The 23247-nt window shown below is 32.9% G+C and carries 24 protein-coding genes; 18 read left to right on the top strand and 6 right to left on the bottom strand.

Annotated features, from left to right (window positions below):
• Window positions 1-102: 102 nt before the first annotated feature.
• From PVK71_RS14435 to PVK71_RS14400, 8 genes are all read left to right on the top strand, one after another.
• Window positions 103-1500 carry a BspA family leucine-rich repeat surface protein gene (locus PVK71_RS14435; protein WP_130043332.1) on the top strand — a complete coding sequence of 466 codons (1398 nt, stop codon included), beginning with the start codon at window positions 103-105 and terminating at the stop codon, window positions 1498-1500.
• Between the two features lie 453 nt (window positions 1501-1953).
• Window positions 1954-2481 carry a hypothetical protein gene (locus PVK71_RS14430; protein WP_130043333.1) on the top strand — a complete coding sequence of 176 codons (528 nt, stop codon included), beginning with the start codon at window positions 1954-1956 and terminating at the stop codon, window positions 2479-2481.
• Window positions 2482-2570: 89 nt separating this feature from the next.
• Window positions 2571-2966 (top strand): hypothetical protein, encoded by a 396-nt coding sequence (locus PVK71_RS14425; RefSeq protein ID WP_130043334.1) that lies wholly within the window; start codon window positions 2571-2573, stop codon window positions 2964-2966.
• A 1-nt stretch (window position 2967) separates the two neighbouring features.
• Complete coding sequence (locus tag PVK71_RS14420) at window positions 2968-3264, top strand: hypothetical protein (RefSeq protein ID WP_130043335.1); 297 nt, start codon at window positions 2968-2970, stop codon at window positions 3262-3264.
• A 35-nt stretch (window positions 3265-3299) separates the two neighbouring features.
• The gene (locus tag PVK71_RS14415) at window positions 3300-3716 is read left to right on the top strand and encodes a hypothetical protein (RefSeq protein ID WP_130043336.1); all 417 of its coding nucleotides are present in this window, start codon (window positions 3300-3302) and stop codon (window positions 3714-3716) included.
• An 82-nt stretch (window positions 3717-3798) separates the two neighbouring features.
• Window positions 3799-4542, top strand: coding sequence for a hypothetical protein (locus PVK71_RS14410; RefSeq protein ID WP_130043337.1), 744 nt, complete (start codon window positions 3799-3801; stop codon window positions 4540-4542).
• Between the two features lie 174 nt (window positions 4543-4716).
• A complete protein-coding gene (locus PVK71_RS14405) occupies window positions 4717-5238 on the top strand; it encodes a hypothetical protein (protein ID WP_130043338.1) in 522 nt (173 codons plus the stop codon).
• Window positions 5239-5299: 61 nt separating this feature from the next.
• The gene (locus PVK71_RS14400) at window positions 5300-5752 is read left to right on the top strand and encodes a hypothetical protein (protein WP_130043339.1); all 453 of its coding nucleotides are present in this window, start codon (window positions 5300-5302) and stop codon (window positions 5750-5752) included.
• A gap of 428 nt (window positions 5753-6180) precedes the next feature.
• Here the strand turns inward: PVK71_RS14400 and PVK71_RS14395 are convergent, their stop codons facing one another.
• The 3 genes from PVK71_RS14395 to PVK71_RS14385 form a co-directional block, all read right to left on the bottom strand.
• Window positions 6181-7482 (bottom strand): zincin-like metallopeptidase domain-containing protein, encoded by a 1302-nt coding sequence (locus tag PVK71_RS14395; protein WP_130043340.1) that lies wholly within the window; start codon window positions 7480-7482, stop codon window positions 6181-6183.
• 177 nt (window positions 7483-7659) lie between these two features.
• On the bottom strand, window positions 7660-8097 hold the full coding sequence (locus PVK71_RS14390; RefSeq protein ID WP_130043341.1) for a hypothetical protein: 438 nt from the start codon (window positions 8095-8097) through the stop codon (window positions 7660-7662).
• Window positions 8094-8333, bottom strand: coding sequence for a hypothetical protein (locus tag PVK71_RS14385; protein WP_130043342.1), 240 nt, complete (start codon window positions 8331-8333; stop codon window positions 8094-8096). Before PVK71_RS14385 ends, PVK71_RS14390 begins: the two co-directional genes overlap by 4 nt.
• Before the next feature lie 252 nt (window positions 8334-8585).
• On the opposite strand from PVK71_RS14385, the gene PVK71_RS14380 reads away from it, so the two are divergent.
• The 6 genes from PVK71_RS14380 (at window position 8586) to PVK71_RS14355 (ending at window position 16063) form a co-directional block, all read left to right on the top strand.
• Entirely contained in the window at window positions 8586-9041 is a 456-nt protein-coding gene (locus tag PVK71_RS14380; RefSeq protein ID WP_130043343.1) for a hypothetical protein, read from the top strand.
• A gap of 149 nt (window positions 9042-9190) precedes the next feature.
• The gene (locus tag PVK71_RS14375) at window positions 9191-9700 is read left to right on the top strand and encodes a hypothetical protein (RefSeq protein ID WP_130043344.1); all 510 of its coding nucleotides are present in this window, start codon (window positions 9191-9193) and stop codon (window positions 9698-9700) included.
• Between the two features lie 106 nt (window positions 9701-9806).
• Window positions 9807-12656 (top strand): hypothetical protein, encoded by a 2850-nt coding sequence (locus PVK71_RS14370; protein WP_130043345.1) that lies wholly within the window; start codon window positions 9807-9809, stop codon window positions 12654-12656.
• Window positions 12657-12739: 83 nt separating this feature from the next.
• On the top strand, window positions 12740-15190 hold the full coding sequence (locus PVK71_RS14365; protein WP_274421841.1) for a hypothetical protein: 2451 nt from the start codon (window positions 12740-12742) through the stop codon (window positions 15188-15190).
• A 9-nt stretch (window positions 15191-15199) separates the two neighbouring features.
• Window positions 15200-15709, top strand: coding sequence for a hypothetical protein (locus PVK71_RS14360; protein ID WP_130043347.1), 510 nt, complete (start codon window positions 15200-15202; stop codon window positions 15707-15709).
• 90 nt (window positions 15710-15799) lie between these two features.
• Complete coding sequence (locus tag PVK71_RS14355; protein ID WP_130043348.1) at window positions 15800-16063, top strand: hypothetical protein; 264 nt, start codon at window positions 15800-15802, stop codon at window positions 16061-16063.
• Here the strand turns inward: PVK71_RS14355 and PVK71_RS14350 are convergent.
• Window positions 16060-16380 (bottom strand): hypothetical protein, encoded by a 321-nt coding sequence (locus tag PVK71_RS14350; protein ID WP_130043349.1) that lies wholly within the window; start codon window positions 16378-16380, stop codon window positions 16060-16062. The two genes, PVK71_RS14355 and PVK71_RS14350, sit on opposite strands and share 4 nt — an antisense overlap.
• Before the next feature lie 124 nt (window positions 16381-16504).
• Here PVK71_RS14350 and PVK71_RS14345 point away from each other — a divergent pair, with 124 nt between their 5' ends.
• The gene (locus tag PVK71_RS14345) at window positions 16505-17635 is read left to right on the top strand and encodes a hypothetical protein (protein ID WP_130043350.1); all 1131 of its coding nucleotides are present in this window, start codon (window positions 16505-16507) and stop codon (window positions 17633-17635) included.
• Window positions 17636-17702: 67 nt separating this feature from the next.
• On the opposite strand, the gene PVK71_RS14340 is transcribed toward PVK71_RS14345, so the two are convergent.
• Window positions 17703-20084 (bottom strand): hypothetical protein, encoded by a 2382-nt coding sequence (locus PVK71_RS14340; protein WP_130043351.1) that lies wholly within the window; start codon window positions 20082-20084, stop codon window positions 17703-17705.
• 244 nt (window positions 20085-20328) lie between these two features.
• Between PVK71_RS14340 and PVK71_RS14335 the strand changes: the two genes are divergently transcribed.
• From PVK71_RS14335 to PVK71_RS14325, 3 genes are all read left to right on the top strand, one after another.
• Window positions 20329-21306: an ArsA-related P-loop ATPase gene (locus PVK71_RS14335; protein WP_130043352.1), complete on the top strand. Its 978-nt coding sequence runs from the start codon at window positions 20329-20331 to the stop codon at window positions 21304-21306.
• Window positions 21307-21325: 19 nt separating this feature from the next.
• Entirely contained in the window at window positions 21326-22066 is a 741-nt protein-coding gene (locus tag PVK71_RS14330; RefSeq protein ID WP_130043353.1) for a hypothetical protein, read from the top strand.
• A 78-nt stretch (window positions 22067-22144) separates the two neighbouring features.
• On the top strand, window positions 22145-22357 hold the full coding sequence (locus PVK71_RS14325) for a hypothetical protein (protein ID WP_130043354.1): 213 nt from the start codon (window positions 22145-22147) through the stop codon (window positions 22355-22357).
• A gap of 113 nt (window positions 22358-22470) precedes the next feature.
• On the opposite strand, the gene PVK71_RS14320 is transcribed toward PVK71_RS14325, so the two are convergent.
• Complete coding sequence (locus tag PVK71_RS14320) at window positions 22471-23238, bottom strand: hypothetical protein (protein WP_130043355.1); 768 nt, start codon at window positions 23236-23238, stop codon at window positions 22471-22473.
• Window positions 23239-23247: the final 9 nt, after the last annotated feature.

The raw sequence follows: 23247 nt of genomic DNA, 5'->3' as shown, positions 1-23247 counted from the left end.
TATTTGTTAGTCTAAAAAATATTTAATAAATCTCTATTGAATAAAAAATATTTGTTGTAAATAAATATTATAAGAAACAATAATTAAAAATGGAGAATAAGAATGAGATTAAATCTTTTAACACTATCACTGCTTTCAGTAGTTTCGCTAAATGCGAATGCTGCGTTTGTTGCTGTTGTTCATAGCACAATAAGTAATCAAGAATTAGAAACACCAACGGCTTGTGTTTCAAGAACAGATCTGGTTGAAATGATAAAAAATAATGAAGATGTGACAAAAGTAAATACAAGTTGCATAACAGATTTTTCATTACTTTTTGACTACAACACTACATTTAATCAAGATATAAGCAATTGGGATGTGTCGAATGGAATAAATTTTACATCTACATTTATCGATGCATCGGCATTCAATCAAGATATAAGTGGTTGGAATGTATCAAAAGGAACGAGTTTTACGGGTATGTTTCGCAATGCAGTATCATTTAATCAAGATTTAAGTAAGTGGGACGTATCAAAAGGAACAAGATTTACATATATGTTTAATAATGCAACATCATTCAATCAAAATATAAGTGGCTGGAATGTATCAAAAGGGGAAGAGTTCAGTTTTATGTTTTCTGGTGCTACTTCATTCAATCAAAAATTAAACAATTGGAACGTATCCAATGGTGTTCGATTTAGTTCAATGTTTGCAGGTGCATCATCATTCAACCAAGATCTAAGTAGTTGGAATGTATCAAAGGTAAGAAAGTTTGATTCTATATTTAGTGATGCAACCGCATTTGATCAGGATATAAGTAGTTGGGCAATCTCTGAATATGCAACGAAAACTAATGCTGATATAAATTCTCCGATCCACAACACAGCGAAATCACCATTTTCTGCGCCAAAAAATGCTTGTGATACACAAACAGAGCTTACAAGAGTCGAATTAGATGCAATGATTGCGAATGGTGATGATGTGACGAACGTCTGCACAAAGGGTATTACTGATTTTAGCAATATGTTCTTAGATACATCTTTTAATCAAGATATAAGCAACTGGAATGTAGAGAATGGAGTGAATTTTTCTCGAATGTTTTACAGAACAAGCTCTTTTAATCAAGATTTGTCAAAATGGGATATGTCGAATGCTGAAAATTTATTAGATATGTTTTACGCAGCAGAACGCTTCAATGGAAATATAAACAATTGGAATGTAGAGAATGTATCAAATTTCAGGGGTATGTTCAGTCAAGCAGTGAAATTCAATCAAAATATAAGTGGCTGGAATGTAGGGAATGGTACAGTTTTTGCGAGTATGTTTTTCAAAGCATATGACTTTAATCAAGACATTAGTAAATGGAATGTTTCAAAAGGAACGAATTTTTGGTCTATTTTCAGTAGTGCAAGCTCTTTTAATCAAGACATAAGTGGTTGGACAATCGCAAATGGAGCTAATGTTGAATATGCTGATTTTAATTCTCCAATTCATAACACCGCTAAATCACCATTTTAAAATCATTATTAAACTAAAAAAGCACATTATTTGTGCTTTTTTTGTGTCTGATAGTATTAAAATAAAAAAGTTGAATTTATTTTCATGACCTAAAAACGTGATGCAAATCACATTGCAAAAAATTGGTTTTAACCTGTTTTTGGCTGTGTTTATGCTTTGTTCGGTATAAAAGCAATAAAATGTTCTTAAAACTCAATAACTTAAAAAATATTGAATTTTTATTTTAAATCACACCTTGGGTTTAATGTCAAGTTTTTTCTATTGACTTTTTCAAAAATTCCAGGCATTATTCTCAGCACAAATCGGAACAGAACAAAAACTAAATGGAAAACTTTTAACAGAAACTTTTATAGATAGTCAATTGGTATATAGATTACTAAAAAACACGTATAAAGTATTAACTTAACCAACAGGAACTTTTGTTCTTTCCCTGCATAAAACAGGAGAAAGAAAATGCAAAACAAAAAACTACAACAAGCTCTACAAAACATTACTGATTCCTTGAATGAAGAAATCAGAGAGCTGAATCATCTTTACTATGTAATGAATTCTGATGATTTAATGTTGAACTACAATCCTTTCGTCAACGGCTCAAAAGTCGTTAGAAACGCTGTCTCACAATCTTTGACTTTATCGAGCAAAGATCAGCTAATTGATTTTGTTCTTGGTATGCTTAACAAAGCTTATGCTGAGAATAACGTTTATCAAAAAATCCTCTTTAATGGTTTCAAATCGACAGTAAACGACTACTCGCTTACTGAGCATTGCTACGCTCAAATGATCGTAGAAATGTGCTCAAATCGTCCAGCTTGCAGACCTGATCCATTGCTATACACAACCCTTGCGGTAATCGTGAATCATTATGCTGATTACTTCCAAGACAGACACTCGCAACTGATAGAAGAAGCAAAGCTTGTTTGTTTAGCAAAGATGTTTGTGTCTATTCGAGCGAAAAAAGTTGAGTTGCAGTTAGCAAGCTAAAAAATACTTAAACAACGTCCCTTTTGTATGTCTGAAAAACTGGCAGGGGCAAGCTACATCTAAACAAAACTTAAAGAGGAATAAATACAATGAATTTAAAAATAAAAGATCTATCTGGATTTCGAGAAACATTAGAATATTTTGAAGAACTTAAATGTCTTGAAAGTGAGCAAAGAGCTGTTGTTAATCATTTTATCAAATTAGTTGATGATAAAGAAATCATATCTAAATCAGATTTAAATGAACTGCACAATGTTGTAAGCGTTGTTTATAACGCTTTTGATATTGATTCAAAACAATTGCTGATGGGTGTAATTATAAGGTCAAAACTTCTAAATATTTTAGAAGAATTGCTTGATATTGAAATAACAAAAATGGCAGTCAGAAGGTGGAAAAAACAGTCAAAAAAAGATCAGGTTAGCGAATGGTTCGAAGCTATGCAAAATGAGCATAAACAAAGATTAAAACAAATAGAGGATAAATAATATGAAAATTAAACTAACAGACAAAAATGACAATATTGAGATTGTCGATTATGAAGAGTTTAAAGAGTCCCAACAACTTTTTTATAACTATGTTGTTGAGTTAGCGATATCGAGTGTAAGACTACAAGATGTTGATTTTGACTTTGAATTTGAATCATATTCCGAAGAAATTATGTCAGCTTATGATTATGACGATGAAGATTTTGAAGTTGAAGAGTATGTGAGTTCAATTTATGAAAATTACATCGAAGACATTCAGCGTTTAATCAATAAATACTCTGATATTGAGATTATCTAACAAACAACAAACAACAAACAATAGAGAAATATAATATGAATACACAAATTGAACAATACAACGCAATCTTTAACGAAAATAGAGAATTAGAATCTCTAATGAATCTACTAATCGATCAAGATGAGCTTAAATACTATCTGAAAAAAGCATCAACAGATAAGTATTGCTGGACGCATACTGAAATTAACAATGGGTTTTATTTTGTCAAAAAGAATCAAGCTAAAAGCTTTTGCAAACAGCATAATGCTAAACAGATTGATACTGACATATTTTTGTTAATTGGGATTGTCGAACTGTCTGCAATATCTGATTCAGAAGTATCAAGCAAGATTATCAGGTCGATAAAAGATAAAGATTTACAACATATAGCTGAATGCATAAAAGATGAGATTTGGTTTTCAAAACAGATAGAACAAATGAAAAATAACGGTGTTGATATTGTTTATTTGTAATGCTCCAACTTAACCGCCAGTGGTTAAGTTTAAGAGTTATCAATGATAGCTTTTAAACATAACCACTTAAAAAGGATATTCTATGAGAAAAGTATTAAAAGTTATAGATGAAGAAGCACATCAACACGATATCAAGCAACAAAGAATGTTTGAAATTTTCGTAGAAATGCAATATGTGTTCGTCAATGCTTGGGTAGTTGAGTCTAAATATTCTGAGTATTCAGAGTCAGTATCAAAGATCACCACTGCATATCTAAATGAGCTAAAAAAGCACCCTTACCGTGATGTTTTAGGTGAAGTGATGGGTAAAATCTACGCTCTTAAAAACAGCAGTAAGTCTAAGTATTGCCAGCACTTAACGCCAACTTCAATAGCAGATTCAGTCGCTCAAATGCTATGTGTTGAAAAAGGTGAGTATTATGTTGGTGATATAGCTTCTGGCACTGGTGCAACAACCCTCGCTTTGCAAAAAGAACTATCTAACCAGAGTAATGATAAACACATAAAAATCTTGATGAATGACTTAGATTCTTACGTTAGTAAAGTTGCAGTGATACAGCAAGAATACACTCAAATGTTTCACAACAAATTCTCTACTTTCTATCTGAATTATAACCACGATGTGATTAAAGAATGGAATGATTTTGCGACACAAGGCATAACCAATAAAACGAAAATCATAGGTTGTACTGAGCGTAGTTTGATCACTAACGATGTTGTAAAACGTGCATTATCTTCCCCTGAGCACATTGAAGGAAAGTTGCTTATGAACTCTTTTCAATCCGTTCGAGCATTTAATCACTACCTTTCGACAGGTGAAGTTTAAAGCTTCTAAAAAATCAGATAAATAAAAAAGTATTACTTTTTTATGATTGATTAAATCCCTTTAAATGTGGATTTTGAAAATTATATTAAAAAAAGTGCTACAAAATTATTGACAAAGTGAAAATGTATGGAATAACAAATAATAAGAAAACAATAATTTAAAGAGGTAATGAATATGAAAATTATAGAGATAAAAGAAATAAACAAAAGAATTAATACAAATGGAAATGCATCATTTGAGGTTGTTGAGTTTCGTGTTGACTATACAATTGATGAACTTTCAGGTTATGAATACATCACTATTGAGTTAAATGAGAATAATGAATTAGTTTCTAATATAGATGATAATTCAATATTTTCAGACGAACAGAAAGAAGTGATTTTAAAAGCGGTGATGAATTTTCACGGAAAACCACTTGTAAGATACACTCTATTACCATTTTTAAAGCTAAATCAGAGACAAAAAAACATAGTCAATAAAGTATACGAAATGCTTAAAAATAGTGAGGTTTACCCTTCTGGTATGACAAAAGCAAATAAATTTTATGCTGATAATTCACACCTAATCAGTTGTAGAGCACCATCAAGAGCTTTTCCATATTCTGAATTGAATGCTTGTCGAACTAAAAAATACGTTGCAAAAGTATTGCAGTATTACAACTGCAAATCAGTGAAGACTTTACTTAAACATATCTAATAAAAAAGGGAATACGTTCCCTTTTTTTCCATAAAAACTATAACAAAGAGGAGTTTTCAAAATGACTAAACAAGTAAAAACTAAACATTCAGTAAGCGTTAACAAAAATCTATTAAACAATGCGTCTGTGCTGTTTCAAGCGAAAAATCAGAATGATGTGAAGTTATCGCAAGCGATTGATATTATGTCTCAATCTCTGCTTTTAGTAGCAAGTGAAGCTCTACCAGATGACTATACACAAGAGCTAAAAGATCAATTCTACACGGCTTACAACGGCTATTGCATAAATCATAAAATCGCAAAAGATGGATTGATTCAAACAATCAACAATATGTCTTCTGAGTTTTATCAAAGTTTCATATATGAGTCGAGCTACACTATTACTGATATTGATGATGCTATGAGAGTGATTGACGCTTGGACAAATATCCAAAAATTAGCAGTTTTGTATGATGTTTTGATGTTCTGGACACCGCTTTCATCAAGCGATAAGCAACAAATGTTTATAAATTAGAGCTTCTTCGACTATCGATAGCAAAATTACATATTTATAAAGACTGTTTTAGTTCTGGTTTATCAATTAAAAATTATGAAATTTTGATAAATAGTATCATTGAGCCAATAAGAGAATAATACTAAAAAGAAGGGTTTTCTAACTCTTCTTTTTTACGAACTCGAACAAAATTTAAATCATTTGTTTGACAAGTATTATTAAAATGTTATATCTAAAAGAGTATAGATTTAGTTGTTTTATACGCAATGAAGTTCTAAAAATAGTTATGTATTTCAACAGAGAATAGCCATGTTCATCATGGAAGTTGTAAGTATCGATTCTTACTATAACAAACAACTATATTTTTAGAGTTAAAACAAACGAGCTGAGGCGCTGATCACGCATCGGCTTTTTTGACACTAAAAAACACTCTAACGAGTGCTTTTCATTTATGGTCTTCTATTCCTTCTGCGAGTTGGCTTCTCTGCCTCTTCTACAACGGCTTCAACGGCTTCTGGCTGCTTTTCTTTGACAACTTCAAGCCTTAGCTTGTCTTCTTGTTCAAAACGCTCTCGTAGCTCTTTGCGAAGCTCTTGTGTGTTGTATTTCTCATAAGCTTTAAAAACGATTGGGTAAACCGTATCAGCCTTTTTAGCCATTTTTTGAAGTTGTGTTAGATCATTATTTGATAAGTATTTTAAAAGTCCTGCGTGTTTGTTGATATTGTCATAACCAAGCTTTTTCATAATCATAGTCGCTGATAATTCAGTTAGAATTTCTTCTTTAATAGCTAAACCATCTACACGTTTAGAATCTAACTTGCGCTTATCGATACTTTGAGTTGCATGAACAAATTCGTGTAGCATTGTAGAGCAATAGTGAATATCAGACATATACTTGCTTCTTTCTGCCATAAAGACAGTCGAACGGCTTCTATCTTGGGCTGTTACGCAATGTGCTGTATTTAAGTCTTTTTCAACAAAGTCGATTTGCTCATATTCAGTAGTCATAGCAATTTTAACAATTTCAGCGTCAATCCTCGCTTCAAGGTTTACACGCTCTGGTGTCATTTGTTTAGATTTTAACTTTTCATACGCTGCAAACTCTGGAATCGAATCAATAATTCGTTCTGGCAGAATGTCTTTAAAATCTTCAATAGCAAAGTATTGCCATTGACGGGTTTTAGTCTGAAAGTTAGTCAGAATCTCGTGCATTTCTTCTCTTGATAATCCACGCTTTTGAAGCTCATCTATACGCTTGTAAAGATCTTTACCAGTTAGTGATTTTTTCTCTTCTGTGTCCCAAGCAGTAGCAAAAGAAGAGATAACTGCAGCTTTGGCTATTTTGCCTTTCATCGGTTTATCTGGATCAAAACCTTGTGGCGCATTGTCTAAACGAAACTCATCTTTACAGCTCGTTAGAAGCTCGTTTAAGTGCTTGAACGTTGCAAATACTGGCACGTTAACTTCTATTTTTCCTTCGTGCATATCAGCTTCAACCTGAGCGAACTGGATTACATTGAACTGTTCTACTTGATGTTCGCCAGCTTCCATTACAAGCTTTCTTGGTGGCACATTTAGCTCGGTTGAATGAATATAACTTTCCCAATCGGGTTTTTCCGTTGCATCTGATCCGATGAATTTAGCTAATTGAGTTTCAATCAGTTCTAATGCTTCTGAGTTTTTCTTTTTAGCGTCTTCTTTGCTATATGTGCGCTTACCACTTTTATTTCTATATGTTTTTCTTGCCATATAATTGTTTCTCCATTTTTTAATGACCATACTTTTGTCATATCATGAAAATGAAAAAATTGAATAGAATGAAAAATGGTAAGGATTTTTTGTTGTTTAAGTAAAAGAAAAATGATTTGATAATCTTGAAAAATAGACGTAAAAAAACTGACTAAAAATTATAGTCAGCTTAGTATTTTAATACTCTTTAAAGTCTTCTGGTTTGAAATATAGATATTCAGTCTCATCAAAATACTTTTCTTCATCAACAATTCTAAGAAAAACATCAAAACCACTTGATAGATAATCAGTAAGATTATCTGTGTATGTTTCTAAATCCTCAAAATCAAACTCATCACTACCTTCAAAAGCAGTATTACCATTTGATACACCATTAAATCTGTAAACGTGATAGCCACAATCAAGAGTAAATGTGCAGTCTGTTATGACATTCTCATCAAATCGTAGAATTGCGATTCCTGATTTATAGTGTTCTTTATACTTGGTGTAGAATCTATCTCTAAAATCTTGATAGCTGTATTCGTCTTTGAAGTCTTCATAGACTTTTTTAAACAATGTCTCTGACGATTCTACGAATTTGTATCTTTCAATTTTTAACTCATATTCATTATTCATCTTTTCACCTCTATGTTTAAATCTTCTTTAATTTCCCAAATAATTTTATGGCACTCTTCAATAGTTATAACTTTCGGGTTATTCATATAGCAACTTTCAAGTACATCTACTAAGTATCTCCAAGCGTCAAAATCAGGATTGTTATTCAAACTGTTAATCACAACTTTGCGACTATTTTTCAATCTATCAATTAACTGCTTTTTTGTTTTTGTGTTGTATTCTTTTTCGTAAATCATTTTTAATCTCCTTATTTATTAATAGATATACTACAAAATAGTTTTTATTCAATTTTTCGTAAGATTATGCACTTTTGCAAAAATTGGAAAAATGACATTAGCTATATTAAACAAGGTTTTTTTTGGACTTTGAAGGGTTAAAACTTGCTGTTTTTGATTTGACATATTTTTAAAATATGGATTAATAAAGGTATGGCAAAACAACAACTTGTCATATAAAAAATAAAACAATTAAAAAAGGAAATAGAAATTATGTTTAAAGAAATTTATAGAAAAATCACGGCAAGAAAAACAAAGACTGAAACTTTAAGAGATACTATGTATTACTATTCGAGTATTGTGAATCAACCCGATTTTAAAAATACAACTATCACTTTTATTACTGACGATAAACAAGCTTTTGCGCTTGAAGAGATTAAAGCGGCTCTATTATCTCAAAAAGAATATGCGTTAATGAAAAGAGAAGCAGATCAAAGACATGTTAATCTTATCGCGCAGGGGTTCACATATAAAGCAATTGAAACGCACGTAAAAACGCTGGAAATGCACGTTAAAAAAGTAATCGCTATGAATGGCAATGACACTGTTTATTTTGGTCTTACTGCTGATAATGAACTGATTATCAAAGCTAATAAACATTCAAGAGATGGGGTTTTAGCTACTATCAACAACATCAAGTTAACTACTCTTAAAATCAAAACGATGTAAATAATAATGATAAATAGACAGAATAAAATGACATAAGAAAAGCCAGCTTGACACTGGCTTTTTTTATTCTGTGAGTTTTATTTTTTATGCTTTTAATTGACTTATTTTTTAATTGTTATATTCGTGTCTGTATAACAAGGAGAATAGAAATGAGAAATAAAATCAATAATTACTACAAGTTTTCAACAACAATCAAAGAGGCAGAAAAGCAGGTTTTAAAGTATAAAATCAAAGAGCTAAAACGTATTGAATCTAAGTTCAAGAAAATAAAAGTTAATCAGATCCAGTTATGTAATTTCATCAACGGTAAACAGCCACATTTGAGTAAAATGATAAATCATTCAAGGAATGATATATCGAAATTTTCATTCAGCAATGTGTTGAGATACAAAATTTCTGTTTTTCATTACAAAACTATGACTCTTACTGATAGTCAAAATGCAATTGATATGTATAAAATTATTCTTGGTAATCGCATTGTAGAAAAGATCAGAAGCTTAAATGTATCTCAACAATACATAGCGAATCATTTTAATACGACACAATCAAGAATCGGTTGTCTATGCACTTCAAAAACCTTTGATTCTTTTTCTCTTGCTATGCTGATGAAATACGCAATTGTATTGAATGTTAAACACAAAGATTATCCCACAAAATAAAGAAAAATAAGCAATGTTGTAAAACATTGCTTATTCTTTTTATGGTATAACTATTGTCTATTTTTTCTTTGATGATATTAGTAAAGTATCAAAGGAGAAAAAAGGAATGAAACAATTAATACTAATATTTTTAAGCATAATAATGCTATCTGGTTGTCAAGAACCAAGCGATGAAGCTTGTATTGAGTTGGACGGAGGAATGAAAACTATTGAGAAAATGTCTTTTTCAGAACATTTTTCTATATGCAAATCAAAAGACAAAACAATCAGTCTAATCGATACTTTTCACGATACTAACGATAATCCGCTTAACAAATATTTTGAAGAGAATGAGCATATAGACGCTGATCAAGCTGCTTCAAAAAATGTTCTTCAATCAAAACTAAATGACACTACAAAGTTCAGTCATAAGCTTTACAAGAGCTTTGCTGTGTTTCTGACAGTATTTTCAACGCTTGCAGTGTTGTCGATTCTGACAGTCGTTGTTAGACGTTTAGCTAATGCCGAAAATCAACAGAAGTTTAGTCTTAAAAAGTCTGTGTTTTGCTTAACCATTGCGACACTGATTGCTGGACTTCACTATGCTTCGCCACAATTTCAGATTAAACAAAATCAATATGCTGTGAGTTATGCAAATGGTCTATCTAAGAACTTGATGAGTTTCTTGATTGATGAAGCTCAATCTAATCATAACTACCAAGTGAAGAACTCTCGAACACAAGCAGAGTTAGAGCTTGTCGCTCTTTTTGATACTAACACTTGTCTATCAAACAACCGTAAATACGAAATCGGTGCAAGAGATTTAGCTTCTCGTGAATTTGAAGATCAGAAAGCAGCAATCGAGTATTACAACAAAAAAAATGATGCTTACTTCCCGATGCTTGAAGACAAGAAGCATAGAGGTTTCAAGCTTTATTACCACGATAGAGCGTCATTCCCGTCTTTAAGTATGGTTAACGCTGATGGTTGTAGCTCTCTTGTTTACAGCCAAAATGAATATTCTCACGAGTTAGGTGAGTTAATGCGTGAAGTGAAGTTTAGTGAAACAGTGTTTAAAGCTGTTGCTTCAAAGGATTATAAAAGCGGTTGGGATACGCTAAATGCTGCTTTTGATTCTATCTACAAGACTAAATCAGAATTGACTAAGAACAGAAAATCACAACTTCTTATCGCTTATCGCAATGAGTATCAAAAAGGTTTGTTGGTGGGTTATGTGCAGTTTAACGATAATGGTAAACCAGTAGCGTTTGAGCGTAGTAGTCTTGATCACTGGTTATCACTTGCAGATAAACACTATGAATTTTCAAACAAGAAAATGTGTGCTTTGAATAGTCAAATCGTTCAAAAAGCAAAGAATGATTTTGATGAGTATTTACAGACTAACGTGATGTTTGATTATCACTGTTTAACTTTCAACAAGGGCGATTCAGTTCAGTTAATTTCAGATAAGGTCTATCAAATTGATGGTTCTGATAAAGAAGTGATGTTAAATGATATTGAGTATTACGAAAACCAAGCACAAGCGATTTTTAACAGTGCTGTTGATGAACTGGCAAATCAATATGATGTAGTTAACCAAGCTTTCTATGAGCAAATCCACGAGATTTACGATGTTGAAGAGCGTTTAGTTGAGTTATACAACGAAGGTTTTAAGAGCTTCAACAAGTTCTGGAAAGTCCTTAAAACAGGTAATGGTGAATATCAACATTTGTTCAGTAGTAGCGCATCTTTGAATATTTTCGATACGTCAAAGTCATTACCATATTTTCAAACAAGATCTGATTTAGAGAGTGAGCCACACTATAATCTTTATACTGTTGATAAAATGGCTGATATGTATTCATTCGATCTGAGTAAAGCTGTGGAGCTTGTCGCTAAGTCTAATAGCTTCGGTAGTGTCTTATTAAAAGATAAGTATCAGGTTGATTCTGTTGATGTTGAGCAAAGTGGAACAGCGTTAGAATCTGCTGAATCGAACATTCTTGATGAAATTCAAGGTCTGAATAACGAAATGATGAAGCTTTACTGTGTTAAAGACTCTACAACCACTTCACAAGAGCTTTTAGATTGTCAGATTAACGCAAGCAAAGGACAAGGGAATCAGACTTATCACGATGTTCAAAATGCGCTTCTGATAAATGGTGGTAAAGCCGTTGTAGGTGGTTTAACTACAATAGCTTCATCAAGCATTACGTCTGCGATTGCAAAAGCGATGCTTGATCAAAACACTGGCAAGAAAAAAATCAAAACGGGTAAGAAAAATAAAGCTGCTGTGCTTAAAAATATCACTGCTAAAACGTTAGACGCTACAAGCACAACGGCTAACTTCTTAGGTGGTTTATCGATGAAAGCTGGATTTGTATTTTTCATATTTGGCTTGCTAATGCAACTACCAGAATTATTTGCTCAAAGCGTAAATCACATTACTCAATTGTCTATTGTGTTTGAGTTAAAGCTATACCCGTTCTTGATCGCTTACGTAGTAGCTCAAATGTATTTTTTAAGCACTGATTCTACTCATCACGTAAAAGCGTTGGGTAAAATTGCATTGATTTTGGCCTCTCCGTATATGCTTGCTACGACTGGATTTTTAGCACTTGCAACACTGTTGTATGTTACTGATTTGGTGATTAACTTTTTACCAGTTGTGTTTGACTTTTTATCGTTGAATTTCACTGCTACATCGGGACACGATAGCTTTTTTGAACAGTTTATTGGACTATTTTTAGACAATATGACAGGGCTGATTTTGCTTGGTGGAACTATCTATTATTTGATTAATATTGGTTCTCACATGATGAGATTGACTGATGCGCTTGATGATGTCTCTTTGAAGAAAACAACTGCTGACGATGCGTATGAGCAAAACAAAAGAACTTTTGATATAGCGATAGTCGGTGGAACAGCTCAATTCAATAGATTCACTAAATCGTTGAATGAAAAACTAAGAAAATAACTACTGATTATTTTTCACTAAAAAGATCTCTTTGGAGGTCTTTTTTTTGCCCTTTTTAAAGTGATTTTGAAAATCATAACTTGTTGAAAACTTTTCTTTTTTCTAATCCGTGTTATACAGATTATGAGATAAAAAGGAAATTTTACATGAAACAATTAAAAACAAAAAACAAAAGGAGTTTAAAGTTAAAAATCAGCTACTTAATCATCTTAGTTATGATTCTGTTTGTTGGATTTTCTAACGCAAATGGCAACTTCGTAGACGATTCAACAAAGCACATTTTCAATTTGTTTACTGAGTTAAAAGGCGGTGAATCTGCTGGAACTACGTTCTTGCCAACAAACGCACAAAACAGTTATGGAATGAATATAACTTTTGCTCAATACATTGCAATTGCGATTATACCTCTGTTTTTAGGCACTTTTTTAATCAAAGGGCTGTTAGCCTACGCATTTAATGACAGAGATAGAATCGGTGATGGGTTTCAGTTCGTTAGCTTGCTTATCGTTTTAGCGTTGATTACGCCTAAGTTTGGGATTTATGTAGCTGGTAAGAATGGCAGCCCAGGTTATCAAAAACCTATCGTGGTGTTTGTAGGTGAGCAAATTGCCTTAAAATTCTTCTACTTCGTAGATTCCATAGGTGAACAAGATTTTGATAAACCCGTTGATATACCTGACTTTAAATTAGCTGATCCAGTTGCGTTTTACGATGACTATTACGCTATCACAAACCTAATGCTACAAGCTGATTTTGATAAAGAGTCAGAGAAAATAACGGTTGTTAAAGACCAAGGATTTTATAAAACAAACGTTATGATTGGGGGTGAAATTGTTAGCTTGTCGCTTCAATCAAACGAGATTTTAAACAACCAAGTTTCTGAGATTGGCATTGATTTACAAGCCAAAGAAGAAGCTTATGCAATAGCGCATTTTACTGACTTATTTGAACACGCTGCGAAGGTGAAAAAAGCTCTTGAAGGTGTTGATGTGGGTAAGCATAGACAATCAACAGCAAGTATCTTTGACACGATTTTGAGTGATGTTGAAGTTGCTTACAGTAGGGATTATACGACTTACTGTGGTTCGATCTATAAAGACTTACCTGACGCTATGGACACCATAACGTTCAATAACTTTCTTGATGTGGCCGCTTTGTGTGGCTCAAAGAACTTCATAGCGAAGCACTATCAGAATCCTTTCTATGACTATGAAACGCAAGTCTTCTCAAACACTGAGCTAAACAAGGGTTTTGCTCTGTATTTCGGGACTGAAATTGAAAATTACTCTTACAGTGTTGATCAGATAATCGATAAAGCAAAATCAACTTGTGAAGGTGGTTATTACGCTTGCGCACAAGCTGCTAACTTTGCTGCACACAAAGACTTTGTAAGGAATATAAAGGCTGGTGCTGTGTCTCCTATTGCAAGGACAATAGGCGATAATTTTGACGCAAGTGATAAGACTTTCAAACTAATCACAACAAGGGGCTATGATTCGTCTTCTGCTAAAACCAGAAGCTTCAAAGATCTAAATCTTGGAAAATCATCGATTGGAGAGTTTGAATTTGCTACAACTTCAACAAATTACTCTGAGCATATCAATGCACTGGTAAGCAACCTTGTTTCACTTACCAAGGTTGATATTGATACTGATTTTGAAAAAGTTGTAAGCTCGTATGTAGCAGACGACATATCTACACCATTTAAGCGTTTAGCGACTTGTGCTCTTCACTCATCACAAGTAAAAAATGGTTTTCGCTGCACTTCAATAACGTCTGAATTGCTTAAAGCTGGAAGTGGGTTTTTGCAAGGTGGTTCAAAGCTTGTCTTATTGAGTGAAATGACTAATTTATCGCATAGCAAAGGCAAAAAAGATGGTCTTGAAGTTGGTAAAAATAGCAAATTTACGAAGTCGATGAATACTGCAAAAGTGTTAAGTGCTGGATCTGTTATGTATCTGACTGACAAGCCATTTTTAAACACTCCGTATCAGTTCGATGGAACTGTTGAAGCTTTAATTAGTTCAAAAATCATTATCAGTTTAATGATCAGCGATCCGCAATTGAACAGCGATTTGAATAACATAATCTCTGACATTGGTTGGAAGATGATTTGGTTTGGAATTGCGTTGTTTGTGATTGTTTTAGCAATCCCATTCATCTTAATCACTCGCTTACTTGCTACTGTCGTGAAAATCATAACGATGATTCAAATTTCATCATTGACAATTGTGATAGCTGCAATCAATGAATATGGTTCAGTGAGAAGTCTTGTTATCGCATTTTTTAAGCAGTTGTCATTATTAGTTATCTATACAATAACTATGCTGATGAGTTTTGATTTCTTAGACATTTTGATTATGAGTTTTGTTGATGACTTGATGTATAACTACTCGTTTGAGTTTGTGTCAATCGAGAATTTCTTCTTAAACATTTTTCAGTTTTTGATGTATGCAATCTTTTCGATATTCGTTGTTGTTAAGTTCTTGAAACAGAATCAAGTTGAGATAGAAAAAGCAGTGAATAAGCTGTAAGGGGTTGTTATGCAAAGAGAATTAAACGACTCGCAACAAGCTACATTAAGCTTCTTTCATCACTTGTTTTTAGAGAAGTTTGATAGTCCACAGCACTATAATACTTATGATGGTTTTATAGCAGAGCTTAAACAGTCTGATTCTTTTCAGACTGCTCTATCACAAGCCTTAACCGCTTGCGCTAATGATCTGACGGTGTTTATTGATGAAACTTGCAACAGAGAAATGGGCGAAGAAATTCACTCACGACTTATGCAGTTGCAAAAGCCTGTGATTTTAACTTTATACAAAGAAAGTCTTGTCAAAAGGTCATACAAACTTTGCTTAATCAATGCTGTTTATGATCAGCGTGATTTGACAGAAATTGAAAAGAATGATGTGAAGCAACTCTTGATAAGAATAAATGAAAAAGAACATGTTTTAGAGCTGTTTGAGCTTTGTGTAAGAATCGTTGAAGAACTTGTGGAGTTCAAACATAAAGTTAAGAGAAGAAAACTTAAAGGAAAAAAACCGAAGTGAAAAACTTTGGTTTTTCTTTGCTTGTATGATTGTGAATGTTGTAGGTCCTGATAAAATAATACTATAAATTAAGCGATTGGGATTATAAGAATGAAAGTATCAAAAACAACGATTAACTACGCTGAAAGAAGAAATATTGAACTTGTCATTGATGATGAATCAATCTCGTTTTTCCCACTAAATGATGATAGTGGTGAACCTGCTTTTGTCTACTCTATTCAAGAGTCAGGATTGTTTTTTAAAGCCAATATTTGGCTTAAATCTGCTGTTAAAGAAGAGCTTCCTCGCTGGATTATGAATGAACAAATGCTAAGAAATGTCCTTTCTTTTGTCAGTCCATCATTCAACGACTAACACCAGTCAAAATCACCAGATCGAAGACGTTGAGATAACTCAACGTTGTTCACGACTACTCTATGTAAGTCTCTTAAATATCTGATATTTTTATCATAAACACTCAAATCAGGTATGATCTGCAACTGTCTGTATTGCTTTGTTTTTATCACTGACAATAGCTGCCTGTGATGTGCGAAATGCTCTTCAAAATCAGACAATGTAAAGCCTCTCTCTTTTATCTCTGACTCAAAACAAAACTTATACTCTTCATCTTTCAAGTTCTTGAAAATTGTATATGTTAGTTTTATTTGTTTTTTTCTTAAATCTTCACTCATAAAAAATCTCCATTCCATAACTATTAAATACCATGAAATAGAGTTTCTACAAGCTGACTGCTTGAACTTATTTAATAAAATGTTATGTCTATAATTGTATAACATTTAAAAATAAGGAATAAAAATGATAAGGACAGTACAAGAATTTTTAGATTTTGTAGAAAATGACTCTGCTTTAACTAATATTAAAGATGTCGAATTGGTTGATAAAGGTGATGTGGTTGTTGTGAAAAAACTACCTGTGGCTTTTGATAACTATGAACATAATGAAAAGGAAGAAAAGAAAAACAATTTCAAGAGGTTTTTACATCAAAGTCTTGGTAAAGAAATTGTTTTTGAAGATGAGAAACAATTCAACACTAATGATTTCCCTGTGAGTGAAATTGATGTGTCATTTGAAGAGTCATTAGATGATTTTGAATCAGACGAAACACCAAGCTTTGGTGTTAGCAAGCCTAATGAAAAAGATGAAGTTGATCCGCTAACCATCATAACCTTTAATCCAGCAGATACAGAAACTAAGAAGCGCATAACGCCTTTTAAAATAATACTGAAAGTTGATGAGGTGTTGTTTAATGCACTTTATCGCTCTGGGATTATCTCAAACACTGATTTAGTTCGTGTTAGAGATATGCTGAAACCAGTCTATGACAAGCGATTAGTTCTGTCTCACTCTAAACGAGATGGATTGATAGACACTGTGCATTTGACGTTTAAAAATACGCTTGTCGAGACTGACACTGTTGAAATTGAAGAAGAGGCTTTACTATTCATCATCTTGTTCATAAACAAGCTCTACGGTAAAGCTTACAGAAGCTCTTATATGCCTGTATTTGAGCATTTTAATGAGTTTTTAGCCAATGGCTTAACGCTATCTTCTGGAAGTCGCATAGAGCCGTTGAGCAACGAATTTGCATTACAGAAATTCATATCAAATAGAATTCGTGAAAAGATTCAAAACAAAGACGCTTTTACTTTCATCAATCAGTGCATAGTCGATCATCTGAAACCGCTTCAAAGCGTTCTCTTTAATCACGAAGATGAGTTAATGCAGAAAGCTGATCAGAATAAGAAGCTTGTATTGACAGCAATCGATCACGGTTTTCTTGACTACAATGATGACATTAAGTTCTATTTGAATGTTGTAGATGTGAATAAATTGGCTGTGCTGTATTCTGCTTTTATCACTAAGTTTTACGTGCAAGCTATCTACTACGGGATTGATGAGCATTTCAAACTAAACAAGGCAAAATAGCACTTTTGCAAAAATTGGAAATGTGCATAAATCAAATAAAAACAACGCTTTAATGCGTTGTTTTTGTTTATATAGACAATGATGGTGATTGTCTGTTGTTGAGTTTGCGCTTTGGCTGTTGAGTTTCTGGCTCTTTGATGAAGCTTGAAACAGGCTTTCGGTCTATCGTGATATTTTCGATACCTTTACTTCTTAGCTTAGATACAGACTTCTCTAAAAACTCTTCAATTCGTTTCTTAGAAGCAGTGTCTAAATGCTTGCTGTCGAGTAAGTAAACCAAGTGCGTATCTGTGAAATTGAATTTGGTTTGATTAGGCTTGTTAGCTGCTTTGTCTATCGCTTGTTCTGCACGATCTAACATCTGTTCTAATCGCTCATTCAACATCTGCTGAGTCTTCGAGTCAAAACCTTCAACCTCAATTTTATTTCTGATGTTAGGATCTTTGTTCAGTGCCACTTCGACAAACAACCACCTGTGAAAATCATCGATCTGACCTGACTCTGGTTTGTAGCTAAGGGTCTTAATATCAGGGTCATTTCTTAACAGCTCTTTATCTATCAGTAGAGCGTCTAACGCTGATTCTCTTGGACGAAAAGCGTTGTATTCAACAATGTCAGTTAAGTCATTCTTTTTGAAGATCTGAATGGTTGGCTCTGACGTATTTTTGTTAAGAACGATAAGCTTATTATTGAATGAAACGATTTCACGGTTTCTACGTTCAAGCTCCTTTTCAATACCAGATAAAAGAAACGCTTCTTTGTCTGTGCCTATCAAGATTCTATCAGTGATAGAGCTGGCGTTGATGTGTGCAACGTTGTAGCGCATAAAACGATTGTTCGGGAAAGCATTCATTATATAGTTGCTTTGTAGCTCTAAGATTGACTCATCATCAAGATCAAAAGCTTCTGCTATCGACTTACCTTGCAACTCTTCATCAGCAAAGATACTCGACTTGTATTTAATCGCTTTAAAGTCGAAATTCCCTTTCTGATTCTCAACAATCTTGTGATACGTCAAATGCTTTTGCTTGTTGATATTAACGATAATCCCAACGCTCAAACAGTTGTTGAAGAACTCGAAGAACTGTTGTTGTTTAAGCTTAGTTAGTTCTTCTGTTGGTTCTGAACCAATTACAAGCTGTTGATTAAGCTTGTTCATAGCCCTGTCATACTTGTCTCTAATCACTCGCTCAACTGCGTCTATTCTGAAATTTTTGTCTTTGGTCAAAATCTTTTCAAACGTCTGTTTAGTGATTAGATTTTTAGCGTATTTCTTTAAGATTTTACGAGTGTTGTGAGTAAAGCTATCGTTTACGAAACTAATACCAGATTGTTGATCTGTGATGGTAAAAATCTGTTCAGCGTCTTTGTGCTTTGAAGCATAGTGCTTAGATTCTGTTTTGTTTTTTATTTCACGTTTATCGATAAGCAAACCACGTTTTAAAAGCTCTTCTTGCAGCTTCTCGAACGTCATTCCGCTTTGCGAAAGTAGTTCATCAAGTTGGTTTGAAACAAAGGCTTTACGGTCGTCATAATAGCTCTCGGCATTATCACCAAGCTTAGGTTTTAGCTTCTCAACTTCATCAGCTTTCAAGTCATTCGCTTCTTTTTTGTGTAGACCTTGCGCCACACCTTGAAGTAAGTATTTGCTGTATTTTTTTTCTAACTTAGTTGATACAGCACGATAAGCCTCAACATAATTTCTTGGGTTTAAAAACAGTCCTGTTGTTGGATCAAATGGAAAGTCGATATAGTGAATGTGTGCGCCACTTTTCCAGTCTGGTGAAACGTGAATATTCATCAGCAATTGAACATCACCGATCTTAGTTTTTGTTTTATATTTCTTTGTTTTATGGGTCTGTTCATCTTTACAGTAATTAGCAAATTCTTTTGAAAACTCCTTAGCATAAAGCGTTAAAAAGTCTGCTACGCAATATCTTGCGTAGTCTTCTGCTGTATCAATACCATATTCAACTTTAAACTCATCTGAGATAGTGTTGTAGTTGTTGTAAGCGTCTTCTCTAATCAAAGCCAATTCAGAATCATCAAGCCTGTGGTGTCCTAAACGAACTGGCACTTCTGGAATGTTCTTAGTAGTTGTTTGTTTAGTATGTTCATCAATAGTAGTAATTTGACGATTTGATAAAGCTTTTACATTTCCATTTTCATCAATGTTTTTCCATTTTTTTGATGATTTATAGTTGTTATGAACATTAGACATAACTGATTTTATGTATTGTTCACACTTATCATCAAAAGCTTGATTTGGTGCGTTTTTAGCTCTTAACTTAAACCAGCTTTTGATATCAACATCACTGTCTATGTTAGATACATCAAGTGATCTTTCAACACTATAACCTTTGCCTTTCTTTTGTTTGTTCCAATATTTGAAGTGAGTAGAAATTGCATTCAATTCAAACTTTTCTAATCTATATACTTTTGAAATCATTGTTTTTCTCCTTTTTCTTATTTCATAACACGTATAAGAAAACTTACAATGCACAAACAAAAATTATTCTTTTTTCAATATGATTAAGCATTTTTGCAAAAACTTGCAAAAGTGCTATTACTTTAAAATAAACCTTATTTCTATATGCCCACTTTCACATTTGCAAAAGTTGCAAAAGTGCTATTGACAAAAGAAATGGTCCTGATAATTTAAATTATAAGAAACAATTTTAAGGAAAATAATTATGTATAATTCGTGGAAACAAAAGTTCATTAAAACTTTCAAAAGAAAAGAGTTTAGTAAAACAATCGTAGTAAAAGTGCATACAGATAAAGGTGGCATTGGTAAATCAACAATCGCTACTCAAATAGCACAAGCGTTTAGTTTAAGAGATAAAGAAACCACTGTCGTTATCGTTACTGCTGATGTGAATGAATGTTTGTTGAAGTATCTGAATGAGGAGTTTTGTCAAAAGCAACTTGGTAGAAAGTTAAATCTAAAACTTATCGCTATTGAAAACGCTGATAAGAAATCAAAGAACCAAATCAACCAAGAGATTAAATCTAAACTATTGGCTGATGAGCGATTAGAAAGTTTTCTTGAAAAGAATGAAGAATCTTTAACAGAAGATGAGTTGGAGAACACATTTTTCTTAGAAGACAAAGGTGAAATCAAACCTGTCGATATGATCATTTATGACATTGCAGGTGGTATCGATCAGATTGAGACTGATGAAGTGAAGCAGGATTCAATTGACCACTTTATCACTGTTGCCAATGCAAACAGCGCAAAATCAAAGCAACGTGCTTTTGTTTCAATTCTAAAAACAATCAAAGCAGAAGATGAAGCGTTAAAAGCTGCTATTGCTGAATCTGGTGATGATTATGCTGATTATAGTGCTGACGAAATCGCTGAAATAAAACAAGAGCAAGGGATTACATACAAATACGCTTACATTCATAGAGATACAAGAGGCTGTAAAAAAGACTTTTCTAAAACTAAGCAAGAACTTCGTGAAGTAGAAAAGGAATACAACGTTAAGATTCAACTAATCTACGTTCCAAGGATGAATTTTGAAGTGTTTGAAGAAGCTGGCGTTAGCTACTTTATAACTCGATACGAGTTAGAACAGAAAGGTATTTGTTTCCACACAATGAAACTAATTGAAGAACGTCAAGATATGACTGTTGCAGTCAAACAACTATTAAAAAATATTGCGTAAGAAAAAGGAGATTAGAACAATGGCATTTAAGATTAAAAGTAAAAAAAGTAAAGTAGAAGTGCAACAACAAGAAGTTATTGCTACTGAAAAAGATTCAGTCTCTTTTGATAAAATCGTAGAGAAGAATCAAAGCACAAAATCAGGTTATACGTTCATTAGATTGAATGAAGAGATTGTGCAAAGAATCTATGAGAATGATTGTTTTGATACTGATATTGCTAAAACAACATCTAACATCATTACGACTGCACATAGTAGCGATAAAAGATTTATTGTAGATAATGATAAAAAACAATCGAAAGGTAAGTTAGTAAATGTAAAACTTAATGATGATTTTTTCAAAATGTTTAATGATAAAAAGCGAGAGCAACTTTTCACTGTTAGTTTAAATAACTATGTAAATCAGCTTATCGAATGGGAGTTAAACGGCAATCCAGAAGTTGAAAAAGTATCAGAGGTTTTGAGCTATGAAGAGCAGTTAAACAGAGTGGCAGTCCACGCAACAAGTTTAGTTTTAGCGACGAAAGGCTTAAAAAAATCAGATTTAGTGAAGATGTTAGAAATGCCAATTTCAACAATTTCACGCTTAAAAACATTCAAGATTAATGCAACTTTAAAATACATCGAGAAGCTAAATTTTGTATTTGATGATCTAACAATTGATTTAGTAAAGAATAGAGTAATTTTAATTAATGATGGTGCAGAAAGTATCTATAACTTTAACAAGTTTTTGAACTACAAACCATCGCATAACGCATAAATAGATTGACTTTTCAAGTAAAAATCTGTATAATTTTAAACAAAGATAAAATAAATAATTTAATAAGAGAGGTATGATATGACTACAAGTTTTCAATGGTATTTTGGTGTTTTTTGCGCTGTTTTCTTTGGTATATTTCGTTATACTGGCATATTTATCGGAATGGTTTACAACGCAATTCGTGATACGATGTGTCAAAGTGCATTGCATTTTTACGGTGGACTAATCACATTAACTATCGCTGGATTCAATATCTATGAATATGTTAATAGCTTTTTAGCTGGATTTTAAAGAAGCACTACGTTTGTAGTGTTTTCTTATACATAAACTTTAACCAGACAACTAAAAATAAAACAATTCTTTTCTACGCTTTTATCAAAGCGATTTTCTGATTTTTATTCTTCTTAAATGACTAACTTATCAGATACTATCAAACTTTCTAAAACATCATAATCACTCACTAACTTTGAAATTCTAATAGATTCATTTCTATCACGTAAAACAAAACCAGATTCATTCTTATAGATACAAAGTTCATCTACATTCAACAAACCTTCATACATTGATTGAGAATCCATTTCAGACATAAAGCAATGCTTATCAAAGTCGATTACTCTTACTGCGTCTTGCTTGTTTAAATCAAAGTTAATCAATACATTTAAAGCCTTTTCAAGATCACCAGTTCGATTGTAAAACTCAACTATTTCATCAGATAAAATTGGGTGAACCTCATACAGAAAATGAGTGAATTGCCCTGCGTCAAGAGGCTCTAAAACTTGCTGTGCCAAACGGTCTACTTCACTTGAAATTGTCTGAGGTGGGTAAAGGACATTATCTTGTTTTAAGGTGCTGACATACTCATTGATTAGAGTGTCTTTCTTGTCTTTATACTCTAACGGTTTGAAGAGTCTACGATAGACTAAATCAGCTAATCGACCTTCGATTGGCAAGCTATCGCAAATCGTGATTTGTGGGTCAAGATGTTCAATGATTCGATAGAACTGAGAGTCAGTGTTTGTGAAGCTTGTGAGAGCTGCAAAGTCTACGTGAATAAAACCGCAAACTATCTGATTGTATTCAGTTTTTAAAGCAAGAAAACGAGTAAAAAGACTGCCACGATTTCTCATAGCAGTTTCAATAATTTCATAGAAAGTTTTGGTTTCGTTTTCCATAGCTCTAAC

It is taken from the genome of Aliivibrio sp. S4MY1 (assembly GCF_028765545.1).
Classification (GTDB): Bacteria; Pseudomonadota; Gammaproteobacteria; order Enterobacterales; family Vibrionaceae; genus Aliivibrio.
This window is presented reverse-complemented; position numbering and strand designations above follow the sequence as displayed.

Excerpts from the sequence above, each read along its gene's own strand:
- PVK71_RS14395 (WP_130043340.1), bottom strand. The coding sequence starts at position 7,482 with ATGGCAAGAAAAACATATAGAAATAAAAGTGGTAAGCGCACATATAGC.
- PVK71_RS14370 (WP_130043345.1), top strand. The coding sequence starts at position 9,807 with ATGAAACAATTAATACTAATATTTTTAAGCATAATAATGCTATCTGGT.
- PVK71_RS14385 (WP_130043342.1), bottom strand. The coding sequence starts at position 8,333 with ATGATTTACGAAAAAGAATACAACACAAAAACAAAAAAGCAGTTAATT.
- PVK71_RS14420 (WP_130043335.1), top strand. The coding sequence starts at position 2,968 with ATGAAAATTAAACTAACAGACAAAAATGACAATATTGAGATTGTCGAT.
- PVK71_RS14390 (WP_130043341.1), bottom strand. The coding sequence starts at position 8,097 with ATGAATAATGAATATGAGTTAAAAATTGAAAGATACAAATTCGTAGAA.
- PVK71_RS14345 (WP_130043350.1), top strand. The coding sequence starts at position 16,505 with ATGATAAGGACAGTACAAGAATTTTTAGATTTTGTAGAAAATGACTCT.
- PVK71_RS14375 (WP_130043344.1), top strand. The coding sequence starts at position 9,191 with ATGAGAAATAAAATCAATAATTACTACAAGTTTTCAACAACAATCAAA.
- PVK71_RS14340 (WP_130043351.1), bottom strand. The coding sequence starts at position 20,084 with ATGATTTCAAAAGTATATAGATTAGAAAAGTTTGAATTGAATGCAATT.
- PVK71_RS14435 (WP_130043332.1), top strand. The coding sequence starts at position 103 with ATGAGATTAAATCTTTTAACACTATCACTGCTTTCAGTAGTTTCGCTA.
- PVK71_RS14405 (WP_130043338.1), top strand. The coding sequence starts at position 4,717 with ATGAAAATTATAGAGATAAAAGAAATAAACAAAAGAATTAATACAAAT.
- PVK71_RS14425 (WP_130043334.1), top strand. The coding sequence starts at position 2,571 with ATGAATTTAAAAATAAAAGATCTATCTGGATTTCGAGAAACATTAGAA.
- PVK71_RS14400 (WP_130043339.1), top strand. The coding sequence starts at position 5,300 with ATGACTAAACAAGTAAAAACTAAACATTCAGTAAGCGTTAACAAAAAT.
- PVK71_RS14380 (WP_130043343.1), top strand. The coding sequence starts at position 8,586 with ATGTTTAAAGAAATTTATAGAAAAATCACGGCAAGAAAAACAAAGACT.
- PVK71_RS14320 (WP_130043355.1), bottom strand. The coding sequence starts at position 23,238 with ATGGAAAACGAAACCAAAACTTTCTATGAAATTATTGAAACTGCTATG.
- PVK71_RS14360 (WP_130043347.1), top strand. The coding sequence starts at position 15,200 with ATGCAAAGAGAATTAAACGACTCGCAACAAGCTACATTAAGCTTCTTT.
- PVK71_RS14330 (WP_130043353.1), top strand. The coding sequence starts at position 21,326 with ATGGCATTTAAGATTAAAAGTAAAAAAAGTAAAGTAGAAGTGCAACAA.
- PVK71_RS14325 (WP_130043354.1), top strand. The coding sequence starts at position 22,145 with ATGACTACAAGTTTTCAATGGTATTTTGGTGTTTTTTGCGCTGTTTTC.
- PVK71_RS14335 (WP_130043352.1), top strand. The coding sequence starts at position 20,329 with ATGTATAATTCGTGGAAACAAAAGTTCATTAAAACTTTCAAAAGAAAA.
- PVK71_RS14430 (WP_130043333.1), top strand. The coding sequence starts at position 1,954 with ATGCAAAACAAAAAACTACAACAAGCTCTACAAAACATTACTGATTCC.
- PVK71_RS14415 (WP_130043336.1), top strand. The coding sequence starts at position 3,300 with ATGAATACACAAATTGAACAATACAACGCAATCTTTAACGAAAATAGA.
- PVK71_RS14410 (WP_130043337.1), top strand. The coding sequence starts at position 3,799 with ATGAGAAAAGTATTAAAAGTTATAGATGAAGAAGCACATCAACACGAT.
- PVK71_RS14355 (WP_130043348.1), top strand. The coding sequence starts at position 15,800 with ATGAAAGTATCAAAAACAACGATTAACTACGCTGAAAGAAGAAATATT.
- PVK71_RS14350 (WP_130043349.1), bottom strand. The coding sequence starts at position 16,380 with ATGAGTGAAGATTTAAGAAAAAAACAAATAAAACTAACATATACAATT.